This window comes from Empedobacter tilapiae (genome assembly GCF_004785645.1).
Lineage (GTDB): Bacteria > Bacteroidota > Bacteroidia > Flavobacteriales > Weeksellaceae > Empedobacter > Empedobacter tilapiae.
Genome location: NZ_SRPE01000002.1, coordinates 378,423 through 396,963 on the forward strand (window position 1 = coordinate 378,423; position 18,541 = coordinate 396,963).

18 protein-coding genes and 1 tRNA gene are annotated in these 18,541 nt (G+C 30.3%); 5 read left to right on the top strand and 14 right to left on the bottom strand.

Going from position 1 to position 18,541, the window contains the following annotated elements; all coding sequences use genetic code 11:
* Window positions 1–4: 4 nt before the first annotated feature.
* The 6 genes from E4J94_RS03920 to E4J94_RS03945 all read right to left on the bottom strand — a co-directional run bounded on the left by E4J94_RS03920 (window position 5) and on the right by E4J94_RS03945 (window position 8,682).
* Window positions 5–1,018: an acyl-CoA dehydrogenase family protein gene (locus tag E4J94_RS03920; RefSeq protein WP_135834549.1), complete on the bottom strand. Its 1,014-nt coding sequence runs from the start codon at window positions 1,016–1,018 to the stop codon at window positions 5–7.
* Window positions 1,011–1,598 (bottom strand): nicotinamide riboside transporter PnuC, encoded by a 588-nt coding sequence (gene pnuC / locus E4J94_RS03925; protein ID WP_135834550.1) that lies wholly within the window; start codon window positions 1,596–1,598, stop codon window positions 1,011–1,013. Before pnuC ends, E4J94_RS03920 begins: the two co-directional genes overlap by 8 nt.
* 182 nt (window positions 1,599–1,780) lie before the next feature.
* Window positions 1,781–2,134, bottom strand: coding sequence for an MmcQ/YjbR family DNA-binding protein (locus tag E4J94_RS03930; RefSeq protein WP_135834551.1), 354 nt, complete (start codon window positions 2,132–2,134; stop codon window positions 1,781–1,783).
* 92 nt (window positions 2,135–2,226) lie between these two features.
* Complete coding sequence (locus tag E4J94_RS03935) at window positions 2,227–3,669, bottom strand: SusD/RagB family nutrient-binding outer membrane lipoprotein (RefSeq protein ID WP_135834552.1); 1,443 nt, start codon at window positions 3,667–3,669, stop codon at window positions 2,227–2,229.
* An 11-nt stretch (window positions 3,670–3,680) separates the two neighbouring features.
* Window positions 3,681–6,944 (bottom strand): SusC/RagA family TonB-linked outer membrane protein, encoded by a 3,264-nt coding sequence (locus tag E4J94_RS03940; RefSeq protein WP_246034250.1) that lies wholly within the window; start codon window positions 6,942–6,944, stop codon window positions 3,681–3,683.
* Window positions 6,945–7,128: 184 nt separating this feature from the next.
* Complete coding sequence (locus tag E4J94_RS03945) at window positions 7,129–8,682, bottom strand: calcineurin-like phosphoesterase C-terminal domain-containing protein (protein ID WP_135834553.1); 1,554 nt, start codon at window positions 8,680–8,682, stop codon at window positions 7,129–7,131.
* Between the two features lie 316 nt (window positions 8,683–8,998).
* Here E4J94_RS03945 and E4J94_RS03950 point away from each other — a divergent pair, with 316 nt between their 5' ends.
* Window positions 8,999–10,669, top strand: a complete 1,671-nt coding sequence (locus tag E4J94_RS03950; protein WP_135834604.1) for a formate--tetrahydrofolate ligase — start codon at window positions 8,999–9,001, stop codon at window positions 10,667–10,669.
* A 64-nt stretch (window positions 10,670–10,733) separates the two neighbouring features.
* Window positions 10,734–11,225, top strand: coding sequence for a ClbS/DfsB family four-helix bundle protein (locus E4J94_RS03955; protein ID WP_135834554.1), 492 nt, complete (start codon window positions 10,734–10,736; stop codon window positions 11,223–11,225).
* Between the two features lie 117 nt (window positions 11,226–11,342).
* Here E4J94_RS03955 and E4J94_RS03960 read toward each other — a convergent pair whose 3' ends face one another.
* Window positions 11,343–11,981 (bottom strand): peroxiredoxin-like family protein, encoded by a 639-nt coding sequence (locus E4J94_RS03960; RefSeq protein WP_135834555.1) that lies wholly within the window; start codon window positions 11,979–11,981, stop codon window positions 11,343–11,345.
* A gap of 93 nt (window positions 11,982–12,074) precedes the next feature.
* On the opposite strand from E4J94_RS03960, the gene E4J94_RS03965 reads away from it, so the two are divergent.
* Entirely contained in the window at window positions 12,075–12,416 is a 342-nt protein-coding gene (locus tag E4J94_RS03965; protein WP_135834556.1) for a winged helix-turn-helix transcriptional regulator, read from the top strand.
* Window positions 12,417–12,520: 104 nt separating this feature from the next.
* Entirely contained in the window at window positions 12,521–13,225 is a 705-nt protein-coding gene (locus E4J94_RS03970) for a Dph6-related ATP pyrophosphatase (RefSeq protein ID WP_135834557.1), read from the top strand.
* Between the two features lie 14 nt (window positions 13,226–13,239).
* Here the strand turns inward: E4J94_RS03970 and E4J94_RS03975 are convergent, their stop codons facing one another.
* Both E4J94_RS03975 and E4J94_RS03980 read right to left on the bottom strand, forming a co-directional pair.
* Window positions 13,240–13,893, bottom strand: coding sequence for a class I SAM-dependent methyltransferase (locus E4J94_RS03975; RefSeq protein ID WP_135834558.1), 654 nt, complete (start codon window positions 13,891–13,893; stop codon window positions 13,240–13,242).
* A 5-nt stretch (window positions 13,894–13,898) separates the two neighbouring features.
* Window positions 13,899–14,720 (bottom strand): siderophore-interacting protein, encoded by an 822-nt coding sequence (locus E4J94_RS03980; protein WP_135834559.1) that lies wholly within the window; start codon window positions 14,718–14,720, stop codon window positions 13,899–13,901.
* Window positions 14,721–14,918: 198 nt separating this feature from the next.
* Here E4J94_RS03980 and E4J94_RS03985 point away from each other — a divergent pair, with 198 nt between their 5' ends.
* The gene (locus E4J94_RS03985; protein WP_135834560.1) at window positions 14,919–15,524 is read left to right on the top strand and encodes a hypothetical protein; all 606 of its coding nucleotides are present in this window, start codon (window positions 14,919–14,921) and stop codon (window positions 15,522–15,524) included.
* A 9-nt stretch (window positions 15,525–15,533) separates the two neighbouring features.
* Here the strand turns inward: E4J94_RS03985 and E4J94_RS03990 are convergent, their stop codons facing one another.
* The 5 genes from E4J94_RS03990 to E4J94_RS17575 all read right to left on the bottom strand — a co-directional run bounded on the left by E4J94_RS03990 (window position 15,534) and on the right by E4J94_RS17575 (window position 18,466).
* Window positions 15,534–16,088, bottom strand: coding sequence for a GNAT family N-acetyltransferase (locus tag E4J94_RS03990; protein WP_135834561.1), 555 nt, complete (start codon window positions 16,086–16,088; stop codon window positions 15,534–15,536).
* A gap of 166 nt (window positions 16,089–16,254) precedes the next feature.
* Window positions 16,255–16,881, bottom strand: a complete 627-nt coding sequence (locus tag E4J94_RS03995; RefSeq protein WP_135834562.1) for an FMN-dependent NADH-azoreductase — start codon at window positions 16,879–16,881, stop codon at window positions 16,255–16,257.
* Window positions 16,882–16,939: 58 nt separating this feature from the next.
* Window positions 16,940–17,521: a Crp/Fnr family transcriptional regulator gene (locus E4J94_RS04000; protein WP_135834563.1), complete on the bottom strand. Its 582-nt coding sequence runs from the start codon at window positions 17,519–17,521 to the stop codon at window positions 16,940–16,942.
* 118 nt (window positions 17,522–17,639) lie between these two features.
* Window positions 17,640–18,374: a YggS family pyridoxal phosphate-dependent enzyme gene (locus E4J94_RS04005; protein ID WP_135834564.1), complete on the bottom strand. Its 735-nt coding sequence runs from the start codon at window positions 18,372–18,374 to the stop codon at window positions 17,640–17,642.
* Between the two features lie 21 nt (window positions 18,375–18,395).
* Window positions 18,396–18,466, bottom strand: a tRNA-Ala gene (locus tag E4J94_RS17575).
* Window positions 18,467–18,541: the final 75 nt, after the last annotated feature.

Sequence of the window (18,541 nt, forward strand, 5' to 3'; positions counted from 1 at the left end):
ACTTTTATAGGAGAATGTTTATTCTAAAATTACGATGTTGTGTTGCTGTAAAATAATCTCTAAAAATTTGATTAATCTCGTCATTTAATTTAGAAGCTTTTATACCCAATTGAGGATAAATTTGAATAATAAATTGAGTGATTTCTTCTACTGTCTTTATTCCAAAAGAATGAATATCAGTTTCTATTTCCCCTGAAATAGGGGAATTACTTGCTAATAAATTTTCGATAATTTTAGCAAATTCAATACTTTTTGAAGTGGATTCTTTTACGAAATTATTAAAATCTGTTTGTTTTTGGTAATGAATAATGTCTAAACTTTTTTCGATAAAATGTTCAGCCATTCCAAGATAATTTACTAATAAAGTTAAATCAGCAAAAATTCGGAAAGGAATTTTTTCGACCAAATCATCACTATAAAATTCATTATAGATAAAACTATAATCTTGATTAACTTTTTGGTTATTTACTTCAAAACTATGTGAAGAAGTTGCTATCATTCCCATAGATTTCCAAGTTGGAATTAATTTGACTTGAGATTTATCTAAAATGAATGACAAAAATTTTGGGTCGCCATTTTTATCCAATACTTCTTTTCCGTTTTCAATTATTTTTGCATTTAATGTAAAATGAGTAAGATAAGGAGTTCCTGTTGCATAATGCCATAAACCATTTATAATATAATCCTCTCCAATTTTTTCAGCTGTTCCACCCAACATTCCACTTCCGCCAAAACACGTTTTTTGTGAAGAAAATAAATTAGAAGCAATATTGGGTTTTAGATTTCGAGAAAAATAATTTGCTCCACTACATAATGTTACAAACCATCCTAAACTTCCATCAATTTTAGCAATAGATTGTAAAGTTTTTAAGCCTTCAGAGAATTCTAACCCTAATCCGTTGTATTGTTTCGGAACCCAAATGTTTAACCAATTTTTATTTTCTATAAATTGTAGAACTTCGGAATTGAACGTTTCTATATTTAATAGTTGTTCACGAATAGAATTAATATTAAGCATTTTTTTTATTTATAATTTTTCTCCAATTAAAGTATCCAGAAATTGCTACACAGAATAAAATCAAGGATAAAATAGCGTATAAATACAAATCTTTATGAATAAGTAATGGAATTGAAATGATGTTACTAATGTTTAGTAAAATCCAATTTTCGAGTTTACGTTTTGCCATTAACCACATTCCAGCCCAAGCAAATGCGCTTACAACCGAATCCCAAATTGGTACATCAGAATCGGTGAAATGTGTTAATGCTAAATAAAAAATGGTAAAACTACTCAAAACAATTCCTGTTACAATTCCCCATTCTTTTTTGTTGGCTGTTGAAATTTCGATTTCGTGTTTTTGTTGTCCAAATTTCCAATAAACCCAACCGTAAATACTCATTACTAAATAATAAATATTAAGAGTGAATTCTGCATAAAGTTTAGAATTGAACATTACAAAAAGTGATAATGTAATTCCTGCAATTCCAAATAAATAATTTTTTGGATTGTTGTATCTCGCTAATACAACTTGAAAAATTGAAAAAAGTACACCTAGCCATTCTTGCCAAGTTGTTTGTGAAATAATTTCCTTCATCATTAATTTTTTTTGATGAGGAGATGAAGTTATTACTAACATCAATCCCTCCGCCAGCATTATCTGGATCAGGTATAGAACAAAATTGTTCTTGGGTATATTCTCAGCTTTTTAGCACCCCATTGAAAGACAAAGATGATAATATCTATATAAATAACCTAAAAATATTAAGAATTAAGTTTAAATTATTCTTTAAGTAACTCAGGACGTTTGGATTTTGGTAAAGTTAAGATGACTAAATTGTAAGAATCTTTTATCCATTCTTTGATTTGAACGTCTTTTACATCTTGATGAATTTGAACGGTATTCCAATGCTTTTTGTTCATGTGATAACCAGGAGTTACAGCTTCGTAAATCGCTCGAATTTCAGTTGCTTTATCGGGGTCACATTTTATATTAACAGAATCGAATTTGTCTACATTACATAAACAAAACATTTTTCCAGCGATGTAAAAGACTAATGTAGATTGATCAAAAGGAAATTTTTCTTCTACTTGTGGAAGTCCTAGACAATAATCTCTTAATTCTTCGATATGCATTGGTTTGTATTATTTTTAGTGAAGGTACAAATAAAACGAAAACGGCTTTTGAAAAAAAAGCCGTTTTCTATAAAATATGAGTGTGAAAGCAATTATTTCACATCCCACCAAACACGCGTATTTATATCATCACCACCCATTTGTTGTACTGCAATTTGATAATTTTCTTTGTTTTGCATTTTTACATTCGGAGGATATGGATAACGAATAGGCATCTTACCATTATTAAATAAATTTGTTTGTAGTGGTAAAATAGGAAATCCAGTTCGTCTAAATTCCATCCATTGTTGATTATCAGTAAAATATAATGTAAAATATTTTTGGAGCATTATTCGTTCTAATGTGCCATTATATTCGGCAAATGAGTTAGTAAAATAATCAGAAGAAATTGTTGTTCCCCATACTTCCATAGATGCTTTTACTCCATCTTCATAAAAAGCTTTTGCATCTCCAGGTATTAATCCTTTTTGAGCTAACTCAGCCTTTATAAGTTGTAGTTCTCCGTAAGTCATAACAATGTTTTTCATGGGAGCTAGAGCTACAACATTATTTGGAGCCGATGGAGTATATTTGATGGAACTATCATTGAATGCATATCCGCTTGGGATTCCTTTGTAACCAATATCATTTCCTTTTAAATCTTTTGCTTTTGTTGCCCAAATTGTGATTCGTGGATCATTTAATTGTAAAAGATTATCAATAAGAAAAGTAGATAATTTTTTATCTGCTGCATAATCTTGAATACGAGGCCAAGGTGTTGTATTTGGTGTGACACCTGTATTTATTAAGATTGCATTATCTGTATTATTTATGAAAACAGGATATTTTGCAGGATCATTCAGAATAGTATTAATCTTATTAATAGTTTCTGTTGGTTGAATATCACTAATACGTAAAAGTAAACGTAAATGAAGTGAGTTTGTCAATTTTTGCCATTTTGAGACATCATTATTATACAGTAAATCTGCTGTATATATCATAGATTGTTTTGTATTGTATAGTCCATTTGCTTTCTCCAAATATTCTAAAACTGATTTATAAATATCTTGTTGACGATCAAATTTTGGTTTCTCTATTCCTTTATCTGCTTTAGAAGCTTCGGAAAAAGGTATATCTCCAAAACAATCTGTTAAATTAGCATATGCCCAAGCTTTTAATGTTAACGCAACAGCTTGATAATTTTGATCATTAGCTTTGATTGCGGCTTCTTCCATTTCATCTAAATTTTTTAACCACTTGTAATGATTATTCCACATTGTTGTTCCAATATCATCTGTAACATCGTATCGATGATATCCACCGGAAGCATTAGATGGATAAGGTACAATTCCTTGCATAAAATGAGCTGTGCGGTTGTGCCAAGCAGAATATGAATTATGATTTGTTAAACTATATAAAATTGGATTTAATAATGTTGCAGGACTAATAGTTTCTAAACGATTTGGATCTGTGTTTGTTTCTTCAAAATCATCTGTACAGCTGTTGAAAGAAACTGCAAATATTAATCCAAGTGTGATATGTTTTATTTTTTTCATTTTGTAAAAGATTATAAATTAACTTTAAGATTAAATCCATAAGTTGCTGGAGATGGTAGTTGTCCCATTTCTACACCTGGTACCATACTACTTCCATTGAGTGCAGCAGTTTCAGGATCATAAAATGGAAAATCTGACCATGTGTAGAGATTTCGTCCGAAAATGCTTAATGTTAAGCCTTTTAAGTGATGTTTTTCGATTAATTTTTTAGGAAAACTATAACCAATACTTATCTCTCTTAATTTTACATATGTATTTTCAAAGCTATTAGCCTCAACATTTGCACGTCTATAGTATTCTGAGTAATAGTCTGGTACTTTGACTTTTGTTGTGTTTTGAGAATATGATCCATCAGGGTTTATGACAACTCCGTCGCCTATAATATATCCATCTTCACGTCCAGGTAAAGATCCTTTCAGATGTCCATGTTCCATTGTTTTATGATAAGATTGAGAATATAATAATCCGCCAAAAGAACCATCAATTGTAACATTTAATGTCCAATTTTTAACATTCAAAGTATTACTCCAACCTCCTTTCCAATCAGCAAATGCATTTCCTATATATTGAATTTCGGTAGGGCGGACAGGTAAACCAGTTTTAGCATCATATATAATTTTACCTTCGTTATTTCTGACAAATCCATAACCATACATATCTCCTAGAGAACCACCAACTTTACCTATAATTGATACAGTACCAGAAGTTGCGATAGTTTGTTCATCACCTCCCTCAATACCAGCTGCAAGTTCTAATATCTCATTATTATTTTTAGAGTAAGTAAAGCGAGTTGTCCATTCTATATTTTTTGATTTAATAGGTTTGAAATAAATCATAGCTTCTATTCCTTCATTCTTAACCTTTCCTGCGTTAATCCATTTTGTCGAATATCCCGTTGAGTAATCTAGAGGAACGTTAATGATTTGGTTTTTAGAAATGGTGTTGTAGAATGATACATCAAATCCAATTCTATTTTTAAGAAATTGTGATTCTAATCCCATTTCAAAAGAGTTTGTTGTTTCGGGTTTTAAATCAGCATTAAATAAAGAATTATCAACTTGCGCAGAGCCTTGAAAATCATTGTTGTCGTAGTATTTGCTTACGATATAAGGTTTTGAATCGTTTCCTACTTGTGCCCAAGAAGTTCTTAGCTTTGCATAATTAATTATAGACTTAGGTAAATGAAGAATATCACTTAGAATTACACTAAGATTAGCAGAAGGGTAAAAGTATGAATTGTTTTTTTCTGGTAAAGTAGAAGACCAATCATTTCTTGCTGTTAAATCTAAGAAAATGCGATCTCGGTAAGCAAAAGAAGCTAATCCATAAATACTATTCACTTTCTTTTCATAATCTCCTGTAGTGGTTATAATACCATATTTTGCATTTGCTAATTTATATACATCAGGAATAGATAGGCCAGTAGCAGAGGCGTTTATACGTTTATATTTTGTGGACATTCTATTTCCTCCAACAGAAAAATTGTAAGTGAAATCTTGCTTTTTATTACTGTTATAAGAAAGTAAAAAATCAGTATTTATTTCTGTTGATGTGATGTTTTGTCGTTGATAATATCCTTCGGCATATTTAACCAAATCATATGGACGTTTTAGTTCTCTAAACTCATCTTGAGCATTAATTCCAGAGCGAACCATTAATTTTAAGTTTTTTGTAAAATCAATCTCTGCACTAATATTTCCTGTCAATGTGTTATTGTTCATGCTGTTTATTACTTCATAAACTAATGCATATGGATTGTCTAAATATGAACTAAAAGGACTATTAAGTTGTGTTTTACCTTTGTCTAACCACATATTTTTGTACCAATTGATATTATTATTGGCATTCGTTAAAATCATAAAATATGAAATAGTATGGTTATTATATCCAGTAGAAGGTAAGTTGTCACTGTTTCTATTAGAATAATTAATAGATGTATTTAATTTTATATGATCAGAAATTTTGTAATCACCTTTTGTAGATAATACTAAACGTTCAAATCCTGTATTAGGCATTATCCATTTGTTGTCTGTATGTGTAACAGAAGCTCTAAAAGAACCTTTATCATTTCCTCCAGAAAGAGACAAACTATTTGTTAGCGTTGTTCCTGCTTTCCAGAATCCTTTTCTGGCATTATCATAATTTCTCCATAAAGTTCTTTCGGTTCCCATTAATCCTGTTTCGGGATCGTATTGATAATAATATTGTCCATTAAATTTCGGACCAAAACCTAAATTACTTTGTGTAGCAGGTCCATCTTCACTTGCCTTATAAGAATAATATAATTCTCCAGCATCATTAAAAGCTTTACCTGTACCAGAGCCATATTCTGTTTGCCATTCTGGCCAACGTTGAATAACATCTACAACATAATTAGATGAGAAGGTAATACCTAAACCTTGATTTTTCTTTCCAGATTTAGTTGTAATCATAATAGCTCCATTAGCTGCTCGGGAACCATATAAAGCAGTAGCACCAGCACCTTTAAGAACGGTAACATTTTCAATATCATCAGGATTTATATCAGACATTCCATTACCAAAATCTACAGGCGCATCTTTAGATAAGTATCCATTTCCTTCTCCAGAAGAAGACATATCAGAATTTATAGGAATTCCATCCACAACAATTAAGGCTCCATTTGCTCCTAAATCTACAGAACGATTTCCTCGTAACACAACTTTTGTAGAATTCATTGGACCAGAACTAGCGGAAATAAATTCCATTCCAGCAACTTTACCTTTCATATTATCTACCCAATTGTTAGAACGAGCATTAGTAAAATCATCTCCATCTAATTTTTGTTGAGAATATCCAAGTTGTTTTTCTTCACGTTTTATTCCTAAGGCTGTGACAACAACTTCATTTAATTGATTTGTTTCTTCTTGTAAAGTAATTTTTACTTGAGAAATATCTTTCGGTGTGTATTCAATAAATTTGTGTTGAGATGAATTTACCAATAATGTAGGATGAGCAACACTTACTGAAACAAATTCGAAAAAACCATCTCCATCTGTAAATGTTTTAAAAGATGTTCCCTTGATGATGATTTCTACATCTGCAACTCCTAATCCATTTTGATCAACGATTTGACCTTTGATTGGATTCTGATCTTGAGAAATTGAATGATAATAATTTGTATGAATGTAAGTTTTAGCATTGGCGTGTAAACTTAAAAATCCACCAAGTAGAAGTAGTGGTAATTTTAATTGTTTCATAGCTGTAAATGTGAAATGTTTATGTGTTAAAAATTTTAACAAAACTAAACGTTCCATTTCTGAAGTTGTTTAACTCAGGATTAAGAGATTTTTAAGTAAACATTACTAAAATAGGGATGTTGTATTATTTTTACATTCAATTAAAGGTTTATTGATTTTTATTTAATATTAATAAATTTGAATTATTTTTTCAAAAAAGCCACTTCATTAGAAGTGGCTCATTGACGTGGATAAAATGCTTTTATTTGATAACTTCAAAAGAAGATTTTTCAGTAAATGTATTTCCATATAAATCAGTTGCTCTAACTTCAATCTGATATATTCCTGCATTTAATTTATTTGGTAATCGAACAGACCAAATATGTTTAGAAATTTCTGGAGCAGAAGGTCTGTTTCCAATATTTGTAATTTCAGCATTATCAATCTTCATGATTGTTTCCATATAATTATAATCAACTGTCGGATCCCAATTCATTTTCTTCCATTCACCATTGTTCACACGGTACTCTACTTTGTTAGATTCATGTCCCATGTAGAAATTAGCATAAAGAAAAGCTCTATTTCGTTTACCTTCTTTTACTTTTTTAGTGTGGTATAAGTCAATTTGTCTTTCTTTAGGAGCGTTCGCAACTTTATAATCAAATTTATATTGATTACCATCTACATGTAAAAAAGCATAACCTTTTGGTGTACCATCACGCATCGTAGAAGCTGGAACTCCTTTCTCATCTTTTGGACCAGAATACCAATCTCCAGAAGTTGTACCTACATTATATTCATGATGAGGTTTCTGTTGTTGCCAACCATCTTGATTTGCATAGAAAATCTGTTCTTGGAAATGTGTATGAGCAGACATTGAAACTGTATTCGGATAATCTTTTAGTAATTCAAATAATTTGTTTCGGTCATCTGGTCGTGTATCACGAAGTGGAATATGAAAGGCTAAAACGATTAAATGATTTTTTGGAACAAATTTTAAATCATTTTTAATAAATTCTAATTGATCTGGACGAAAGCCACCCCAGTATCCTTTTCCATCGCGAGGATCAGGATATAAAATATCATCTAAAACAATAAAATGTGCTTTACCGATATTGTAAGAATAATTATTTGGACCGAAATTTTTCTCGAACGTTTCATCCGAATATTGATCTTCTTTTGCATCATAATTCATATCGTGATTTCCCATTACATTGTACCAAGGTAAACCAACTTTTCCGACAGTTTTTATATAAGATGGATGAAGGTTTAAATCATCACCTACTAAATCTCCCAAAGAAAGTCCGAATTCCATTCCTTTAATTCCTTTTACATCATCAATTATACCTTTCGAAAAATACTCAATTTCTTCTTCTGTATAAGCTTGAGGATCACCAAAAATTAAAGCCGAAAATTTTTCATTTTCTTTTGTTGGAATTAAAGCAAAATCAATACTCTTTGGAGTATTTCCAGTCGGAGCAGAACCTGCATATTCTAATTTTGGAGAACCATTAGGTTTATTAATGTAAAAGAATTGAGGTTGATTAAATTCGTTTGTAGGAACTTTGTAATTTGCAGGTTTTACAACAAATAAAATTGTTTCATTGTCAATTTCTATTTGATATTCTCCTTTGTCATTAGTAGAAACAACTTGTTTTCCGTTACTAACTTGTACATTCGCTAAACGTTTTTCTGATTTATCAAATTTGTTATTTTGATTTTTATCCTCAAAAACGAAGCCTTTTACAGTTTGCTGTGCATTGATAGAAGTAAAAATCCCTCCAATAAAAATTAGAGATAAAATTATTTTTTTCATGATGTGTTGTTTGTAGATGTTCAAAATTCTATATTTTAAACTAGTTCTTGATTAACACAACAATAAGTAAACATTAATTAATAGTAAAACTTAGTATAAAAACAAATTTCAATTATTATTTAAATAATGAAAAAAAAGGATGGATTTTAAATTCTTATATAAAATATGATTAAAAATATCCACTATAAATAAGTATGACCAATAAACTATTTCACTTTTATTTAATTATTTCATGGTTTTAAAACCGTATCTTTAATGTCATATTAATCTTTCCTTTTAGTTTATGAAAACAAAAGATATTGCGATTGCAAAACCTATGAAAAGCGACATAGAAATAGCACGTTCCATCGCTTTAAAAAACATTCAAGAAATTGCCGAAAGCATTAATTTACCAAGCGATCCGCTTATTCCTTACGGAAAACACATTGCAAAAGTTCCATTAGATCAACAGCTAAAAGAGCAAATCGAAAAATCCAATCTTATTTTAGTTACTTCTATTACACCAACGAAAGCAGGAATCGGAAAAACAACCGTTTCTATTGGTTTGGCTTTGGGATTAAATAAAATTGGAAAAAAAGCGGTTGTAGCACTTCGCGAACCTTCTTTAGGACCTTGTTTCGGAATGAAAGGTGGCGCTGCGGGTGGCGGTTATGCACAAGTTCTTCCAATGGAAAATATTAATTTGCATTTTACTGGAGATTTTCACGCTATTACATCGGCACATAACACTATTTCTGCTTTGTTAGATAATTATATTTATCGAACATCAGGCTCAGAAAATGCATTGAAAGAAGTTCTTTGGAAACGTGTTTTAGATGTTAACGATCGTAGTTTGCGTTACATTGTTACTGGACTTCATGGAAGCGCAAATGGAATTCCGCAAGAATCAGGTTTCGATATTACGCCAGCATCCGAAATTATGGCGATTTTATGTTTGTCCGAAAATATGGATGATTTAAGACGACGAATTGAGAAAATATTGTTAGGATATAAAAAAGACGGAAGTTTATTTACCGTGAAAGATTTAGGAGTTGCAGGCGCAATTACCGTTTTGTTGAAAGATGCGTTACAACCTAATTTGGTTCAAACAACCGAAAATACGGCAGCGTTTATTCATGGTGGACCTTTTGCAAATATTGCACATGGATGTAATTCGGTTATTGCAACAAAAATGGCAATGAGTTATGGCGATTATGTGATTACCGAAGCTGGTTTTGGAGCAGATCTTGGAGCTGAAAAATTCTTCGATATTAAATGTAGAAAAGCGGGATTAAATCCAAAATTAACGATTATTGTAGCAACTGCTCAAGGTTTGAAAATGCACGGTGGAGTTCCAGTCGAAGATATCAAAAAGGAAAATGCAGAAGGAATTGTAAAGGGATTAGAAAATCTACAAAAGCATATTCAAAACTTGCGTTCTTTTGGTCAAAATATCGTGATTGCTTTTAACAGATACAGCTCGGATACCGATTTAGAAATGACATTGATTGAAAAATTCTGTAAAGACGAAAACATTGATTTTGCAATTAATAATGCGTTTTCGGAAGGTGGAGAAGGAGCTGTTGAACTGGCTAATCTTGTTGTAAATTCGATTGAACAAAATCCTTCTAAAAAGTTAGAATTGGTTTATGAAAATGAAGATGCAATCGATACAAAAATAGAAAAAGTAGCGCGTAAAATTTACGGAGCAAATTCGGTTATTTTCGGAAATTCAGCTTTAAAGAAATTGAAACAAATCGAAAAAAATGCTGAAATGAGTCAATTTCCTGTATGTATTGCCAAAACGCAATATTCATTTTCGGCAGATGCTACGGCTTACGGAGTTGCACAAAATTTCGATATTCATATCAACGATTTAGTGATTAATAACGGAGCCGAATTCATTGTTGCTATTGCGGGCGATATTATGAGAATGCCTGGTTTACCAAAAGTTCCACAAGCAAATCATATCGATCTTGTGAATGGATTTGTTGAAGGTTTAAGTTAAATATAAAATATAAAGCTGTCATTAATTTGGCAGCTTTTTGTTTCAAAAATAAATCATCAAAAACATGGCACGACCAACTACAAAAGAAGAATTATTACATTTAAGTCAAGCGAATTATAAGAAACTGAATGATTTAATCGAAAGTATTTCAGATCCAAATAAAGAGTTTCCTGAAGGAACTATGAATCGAAATATTCGTGATGTTTTGGCGCATTTACATCATTGGCATTTGATGATGTTGAATTGGTACGAAGTCGGAATGAAAGGTGAAAAACCTGAAATGCCAGCAAAAGGTTATTCATGGAAAGATACACCTGAATTGAATAAAGAAATTTGGAAAAAATATCAAAAAGTTGATTTTAATGAAACAAAGTCTTTATTTAACAATTCGTATCAAGACATTCAAAAAATCATCGAAAAACATACAAACGAAGAATTGTTCGAGAAGAAAAAATACAAATGGACAGGTACAACTTCTTTAGGATCTTATTTGATTTCGGCAACTTCAAGTCATTATGATTGGGCAATTAAATTGATTAAAAAAACATTGAAATAAAAAATCGGTTTGTGGTTTCAATACTACAAACCGATTTTTAATAAACTTTTTATTTACAATTAATTAAGCTAAATCAATATTTTTAGTAAGGATATCTTTTACTCTTTGTTATTTCGCTTATAATTGTTTTGCAAGTTCTTGAAAATCTATTCTGTTCATGTAATTTGTGTCAACAAACTTGTAGATAATATTGCCATTTGTATCTATTACGAAAACGGCAGGAACAGGTAATTCGTTATAATCGTTTTCATTGTATTCTGATAGATTAATTCCTAAACTATTATAGGTCGGAATTACATAATCTTGAAGCTTGAATGAGATACCAAGTTGTTTAGCCAAAGTATTGTTTTTATCTGTCAATAATTCAAATTTTAAATCATGATTGTTTTTCAATTCTTCGTTATAATCTGAAGCTTGCGGAGAAATAGCTACAAGCGTTGTTTTTCTGTCCGAAATTTCTTTTAGATTGTCCTGCAATGCTTTCAATTCAAGATTACAATAAGGACACCAATTACCACGAAAAAAAGCTACAATTACTTTTCCTTTTTGTAGAAGTTCTTTTAATTCTATAGTTTCATTGGTTGTATTTGGCAAATTGAAATCGGGAAATCTTTCGCCAATAGCAATACTGTTTTCTTCGATTTCAGAACTTTTTAAATCTTGAATAGATTTACCAAACACTTCTAAAACTTTTACAGGAAGTTGTTTTGCTAAATTTTCGTTTAATTCTTCAATTTGTTGCTTTAAATTTTTCATATATTATTTTATATTTTTGTTAAAATTCTAAAAGTAAATTCAGATCCACAATACCGCATATAAATGCCTCTATGGGATAAAAAAGTCAATTTTATGAAAACAAAGGAACGAACGATAGAAGAAAAAATTTGTCCATTAGAATTTGCTGTAAATGCTATCAATGGGAAATGGAAAATTCCGATTGTTTGGCGAATCCATGAAGGCGAAAAACGCCCAAGTGAAATGTTGCGTGGCATTGCAAAAGTAGACAGACGTGTTTTGAATCAACAATTGAATGAAATGATTTCAGACGGAATTTTAACGAAACAATCTTTTAATGAATTGCCACCTCGTGTGGAATATTCGCTTACGCCACTTGGCGAAAAATTAGTGGAAGTACTTTGGAAATTGAACGATTGGGGCAAAATTTTATTAGAACATTCCAATGAAGAATAGCATTTTTAATTCTCGTTCTTTTGGTATTGTTCGTGCATTTGTTATTGTCTTTCCAAATAAGGTTAGAATAAAAAATAAACTGTTTAATTTTTAATGTTAGAAAAATGAATCAACGAAAAAAAGCGGTTTTTAATTGGAGTGGCGGAAAAGATTCTGCTTTAGCACTTTATAAAATTCTTCAAGAAAATGAGTTTGAAGTTGTTTCGTTATTAACAACTATAAACGAAGAAACATCGAAATCATCTGTGCACGAAATTCCGTTAGAGATACTAGAAAATCAAGCAAAAAGTATTGGAATTCCGCTTTATGTTGTTCCGTTCGATAAAGCGTTGACCAACTACGAAGATAAAATGAATAAAGCGGTTCAACATTTTAAACAACAAAATGTAACGCATTTTATTTTTGGAGATATTTTTTTGTCGGATATTAAAACGTACCGAGAACAGAAACTGAATCCGTTGGGAATTGAAGTTGTAGAACCGCTTTGGAATAAAACTTCGGAAGAAGTAATGAGCGAATTTCTGAAATCGGGAATTAAATCAAAAATTATAGTAACCAATGCCGATCAATTAAACAAAACGTTTATTGGAAAAGATTTAGACGAAGAAACCGTAAAATCTTTTCCAAATGATATTGATGTTTGTGGCGAAAATGGCGAATATCATACTTTATCTTATGCAGGTGGTTTGTTTAAAAATCCGATCGATTTTACTATTTCAAACGTCATAAAAACTACGTACGATATTAAGTTAGAGAATGGCGAAACCAAAACGTATAACTATTGGCAAGCAGAGATTAAGAATGAATAAAGTAGTTAAGTATTTCACTTCTTTGCTTTTATAATTGTAAATTTTCGCTGCATTTCAGTACCGTTTTTACTTACTGCATTTTCTTCAAAATGGAATGGTTCAATATGTTTGAAATTTGCTTTTTGGAGCAATTCTATAATTTCAGTTTCGGTATATAAATTAAAATTGTATTGTGTAAAGCTTTGTTTTTCGGCACTTTCTTTCTGAATAAAAGTCAGAAACAATTCGCCTTCGTTTTTTAAAACGTTATAAAACTGTTCGAAATAGTTCGATAAATCATTCCAGAAATAAATCGTGTTAATTGAAAAACAATAATCAAAAGTGTTCGATTTTAGATTTATTGTATCATTTTCGATTCTATTTAATTTTAGTTTACGTTCTTCAATCAACTTCATATTTAGCTTCGAAGCTTCGTTTATCATAGCTTCCGAAATTTCTAAACCATAATAATTGTCGATTCGATATTTTTCAAAAAGCTTTATAATATGATTTCCGTTTCCAAAACCAAGTTCCAAAATAGTTGAATTTTCTTTACTATTTAAAAGATCGATCGTTTTATCAATCATATTAAAATTCGATTGATACATTTTGTTACCAAATTCTGAAACCTGATTTCCAGACGGACATCTTAATTGTTCCGCCAATTCTTTATCTGTCAATGCACTCATGATTTTTAGTCGATCGAACTTTTTTCCGCTTGTCTTTCTGTTGTCGATTTATCTTCTGCAATGCCCGATTTCCAATACGAATAAGCATACAATTCTTCTTTTGTCCATTGCTGTTCTTTTCGCAGATAATTTCTAATTTCTTTAACCGAAGAGAATTCTGCTGCCACATACGCGAAACGATCTTCGTTAGGTAAATCAATCGTTTTAACAATATTTGCTAATTCACTCGATTTTTGAGGCGTTTCATTGTGTAACCAAATAAATTCTATATCGGCTTTAGTTTCGATCTTTTGTTCGTCTTTTTCGTCATGAACTTCGATAATACAAATTCCTTTTGCTGTTGTAGGTAAATCTTCTAAAATAGCGCTTAAAACCGGAATTGCTGTAGCATCGCCAGCCAATAAATACCAATTTGTTTTACGATAAAGTTCGCTCTTTCCATTTTTCATTAGAACACCTAATTTATCGTCTTTTTTTGCATGAATTGCCCAAGCCGAAGCTGGACCTTCTTCTCCATGAGCAACAAAATCAATCCAAATTTCATTCGTTTCCAAATCAATTCCTCGGTGCGTGTAAGTTCTAATTTTTGGTCGTAAATGTTCTTCAGGAAGTATCCATTCCATTTTTTCGTAGTCGAAATCTGGAAAATGAATTTTATTAATTTCTTTTGGCGGAACCAAAACCTTATTATTTACGCCAATTGTTGTGTTAGCAAATAACGGAATTTTTTCGCCTGTTAAAAAAATTCGAATGTAATGTGGTGTTATATATTCTTTTTTAGTTACGATTAATTCGGCTTGTATAGTCTGTATTTTATCTGTGCTCATAATTTATTATTTAAAATCAGTCTAAATTAATGTAAATAAATTAAAGCTCAAAATAATTATAGTTAAACGATTGTTTTAAAGACGAAAAAGATTATTATCAGCTATTTTTTATAGATTCGTGTACATAATAAGTTGGCGAAAACTAAATAGCTTTTCGATTTTATAAATAGAATTTAAATATTTACTAATTTGCGTATTATGAAAACCAAATGGACATCTTCTAAAATAATTTTGATTTTATTTTCGATCGGAATAATCGCGGTTTCTCTTTTTGTATTTCTTCTGTATTTTACTTTAAAAACAAAATCGAGAGATATTAGTAACGAAAAACCTTTTGTAGAATGGATTGGAAAACCGCTTGTACTGAATGCTGAAACGTTTTTGGTAAAAGAAGATAAAGCGAATTACGATAATAGTAAATTTCCTTATTTGTTGACCGATTCTACGAGTTATAATTATGATGATTTGATAAGAAGAAATCAAATTAGAATAGATAAAAGCGAGCCTTGTGATGTTTGCGATATTACTTTTTTAGAAACTTTTCCTGTAGGAACTGTCGTTACTTTTCATAAAGCAGTTATGACGATTGGTGGTGTTTCGGGCTCGGCAAATCTTATTCTTTATGGAATTGTTAAACATAATAATCAAGAATATGCGGTGGGATATTATTGGGGAAGAGAAGATCATTCAAAAAGAGCCGATACTTCAGGTTTTGGCATGAAACGATATTACAAATTCAGCCAAGCGCCTTGGCAAACAAAACAAGACACAACGCGATACGTAATTAAAGATGCGCAATGGTAAGTTAAAACGTTATTTAACCTCTTTATTAACTTTATAGTTATTCCAATTTTCTTTACTTATTTCATAAACAAAATTAAATTTTGGTTGCTCTTTAAAATAAGATACTTCTTGTTCTGCGACTTTTTCTGCTTTTAAACGTGAGATAGCTATTTGAGAACGAACATTTTCAGCACCAACGTGGAAGTGTACTTTTGAAACAAATTGAAAAATGTAATCAAGCATTGTAGCTTTTACTTGTTGATTAATTCCTTTGCCCCAATAGTCAGTTCCGTAAAAAGTATAACCTATAAGTATACTGTTTTCTTGGTGGTTGTAATCGTAAAAACGAGTGCTGCCTATTACATTATTAGTACTTTTATCTACAATTTTAAAAGCGCCTTTACTTTGTAAAGCACCTTCGAAAAAGCTTTGAAAAACTTCTTTTTCCCAGCGATTTTTATTTGGATGTTGTTTCCATATTTCAGGATCACACGCTACATTATACAATGCATCAAAATCATTTTCGTTTAAAGGATAAAGTATCACTTTTTCATTTTCTAATATGGTTTGTATACTGAAATTCATTTTAAGTTCATTTTTAATGTTGAAACACTTTTTTTCTTAATGTAAAGATCGTTTATGAAATGTTATTAGCTGTTTTATTTATGCTAATTTATTATGAAATAAAGGAGAAATTAAAATCACTCCTTTAAATATTTATTTTAACGATATTATGTTATTTATAGTTTTATTAGAATATTTTCTCAATCTGATTCTTTACAATTTCTTTAGTTTTTTCAAATATTTCACCACCAAACTCTTCATTATCTAATGATAGAATTGTAATATCAGAAATACCTAAAGTGTTGAAAATAAATTGTAAATAGGTCGTTTGGAAATTCATATGAGCGTGTTTTTCATTAATTCCATAACCACTATCGCCTCTTGCTGATAAAATATACATTTTTTTATTTTCTATTAGACCTACATAGTTGCTATCTGGTTTTCCGGATTTGAATTTCCAAGTTTCATGGATTCTCATGATTTGATCTATATATGCTTTTAATGTTGAAGGAATACTCCAATTATACATGGGAACGCCCAAAATAATTACATCTGAATCTTTTAATTCTTTTACAAGTTCATTACTAAGCGCAAGAGGATTTTGATTTTCAATAGTTCTATTTTCTGGTTTGGTAAATGACGCTGCAATCCATTCATTATCTATATGCGGAATAGGATTTATACCAATTTCTCTTAATTTTATAACATCATTTGGGTATTTTAGTTCCCATTTCTCTCTAAATAAATTGGTTAAAAATCTGCTTTGAGAATTTTCAATTCTTGTACTTGAATTAATAATTAATATTTTTTTCATAACTAAAATTTTATTGTACAAAATTGATAGTTAATAAAAAGGTGAATATTAAGATAGTTTAAGATTTAATAACTTTTTTCTTTAAAGCGCTTAAAAACTCTGGAGTAATTCCTAAAAATGAAGCAATTAAGTATTGTGGCATTCTTTCATTTAACTTAGAATATTTTTTAACGAAATCTAAATATCTTTGTTCCGAATTAGTAGAGTTATATGAAAGCAATCTTTTTTGGATAGTTGATAAATAATTTTGTAAAATAATTCTGAAAAACTTTTCCATTTTAGGAATTTCATCTAACATTAGATCGAATGATATTTTACTAATTTGAAGTACTTTTGAGTTTTCTAATGCTTCAATGTTAAAATAAGAGGCTGTTTGATTCGAGAAACTTTCTAAATCACTTGCCCACCAATCTTCTATTGCCAAAAAAATAATTTCTTCTTTACCTGTTTCAGGATTTAATCTAAATGCTTTAAAACTACCTTCTAGAATATAACTGTCATATTTACAAACATCACCATTTCTTAACAAAAATTCATTTTTATGTATGGTCTTATGTTTCCAATATTTACTTATTTGGGATTCTTCATTTTCAGTTAATTCAATAATTTCTTTAATTTTTGATAATAGTTGAGTAGTCATAAAATTGAGTATAACATTAGTTTTTTACGAAACAAAAAACGAAAGTATTTCGTATAATCTAGCTTTACTAATATAATTAGTATTCTGGAAATGAGTTTGTTTAAAAACAGAGAAAATTTTAACCTTTATTCTCATTCCAATAATAACTATCTGGATACATTCTTTGTCCAAAAATGGCAGTTCCAACGCGAACAATAGTTGCGCCTTCTTCAATTGCGGTTTCTAAATCGCCGCTCATTCCCATCGAAAGTTCGTTCATTTCAACATTCGGAATATTTTGTTTGATGATTTCTTGTTGAATCGATTTTAGAATTTGAAAACATTTTCGAACTTTTTCGGTTTCCGAACTAAAAAGTCCAATCGTCATTAAACCTTTTATTTTCAAACGATCGAGTTGCGCAATTTGTCGAACCAACTCAATAGTGTTTTCGGGCTGAATACCAAATTTACTTTCTTCGTTCGATGTATTTACCTGAATTAAAACTTCGATTGTTTTATTTTCTAAAGTTAATCTTTGTTGCAGTTTTTCGGCTAAATCTAATCGATCAACAGATTGGATACACGAAACATCGTATTTTAAAACGTCTTTTATTTTGTTGGTTTGCAAATGTCCGATGAAATGATTTGTATGCGGAATATCTTTTAAATCGTCAAATTTTTCTTTTAATTCCTGAACTTTGTTTTCGGCAATTAATGTTTGATTGGCTTGTAATGCCACTTTTATTTTTTCGGAAGAAACTGTTTTGGTTGCCAGTAATAATTTAACTTCATTACGATTTCGATTGCTTTTAAGACACGCTTTTTCAATTCGATCTAAAATAACATTCAGATTGTTTAAAATATTATCCTTCATTTAGCTTTAGTTTTAAAATCGAGGTCGGAAATGGATTTGAACCACTGTAAAAGGTATTGCGTATCTTTGCCTAACCACTCGGCCACCCGACCTTTTGAGAAAGAAATTGTTTAACTTAATCCGCATTTTCTTTCGTTAAAAGATTAAATAAACAACTTCTTTTTCTA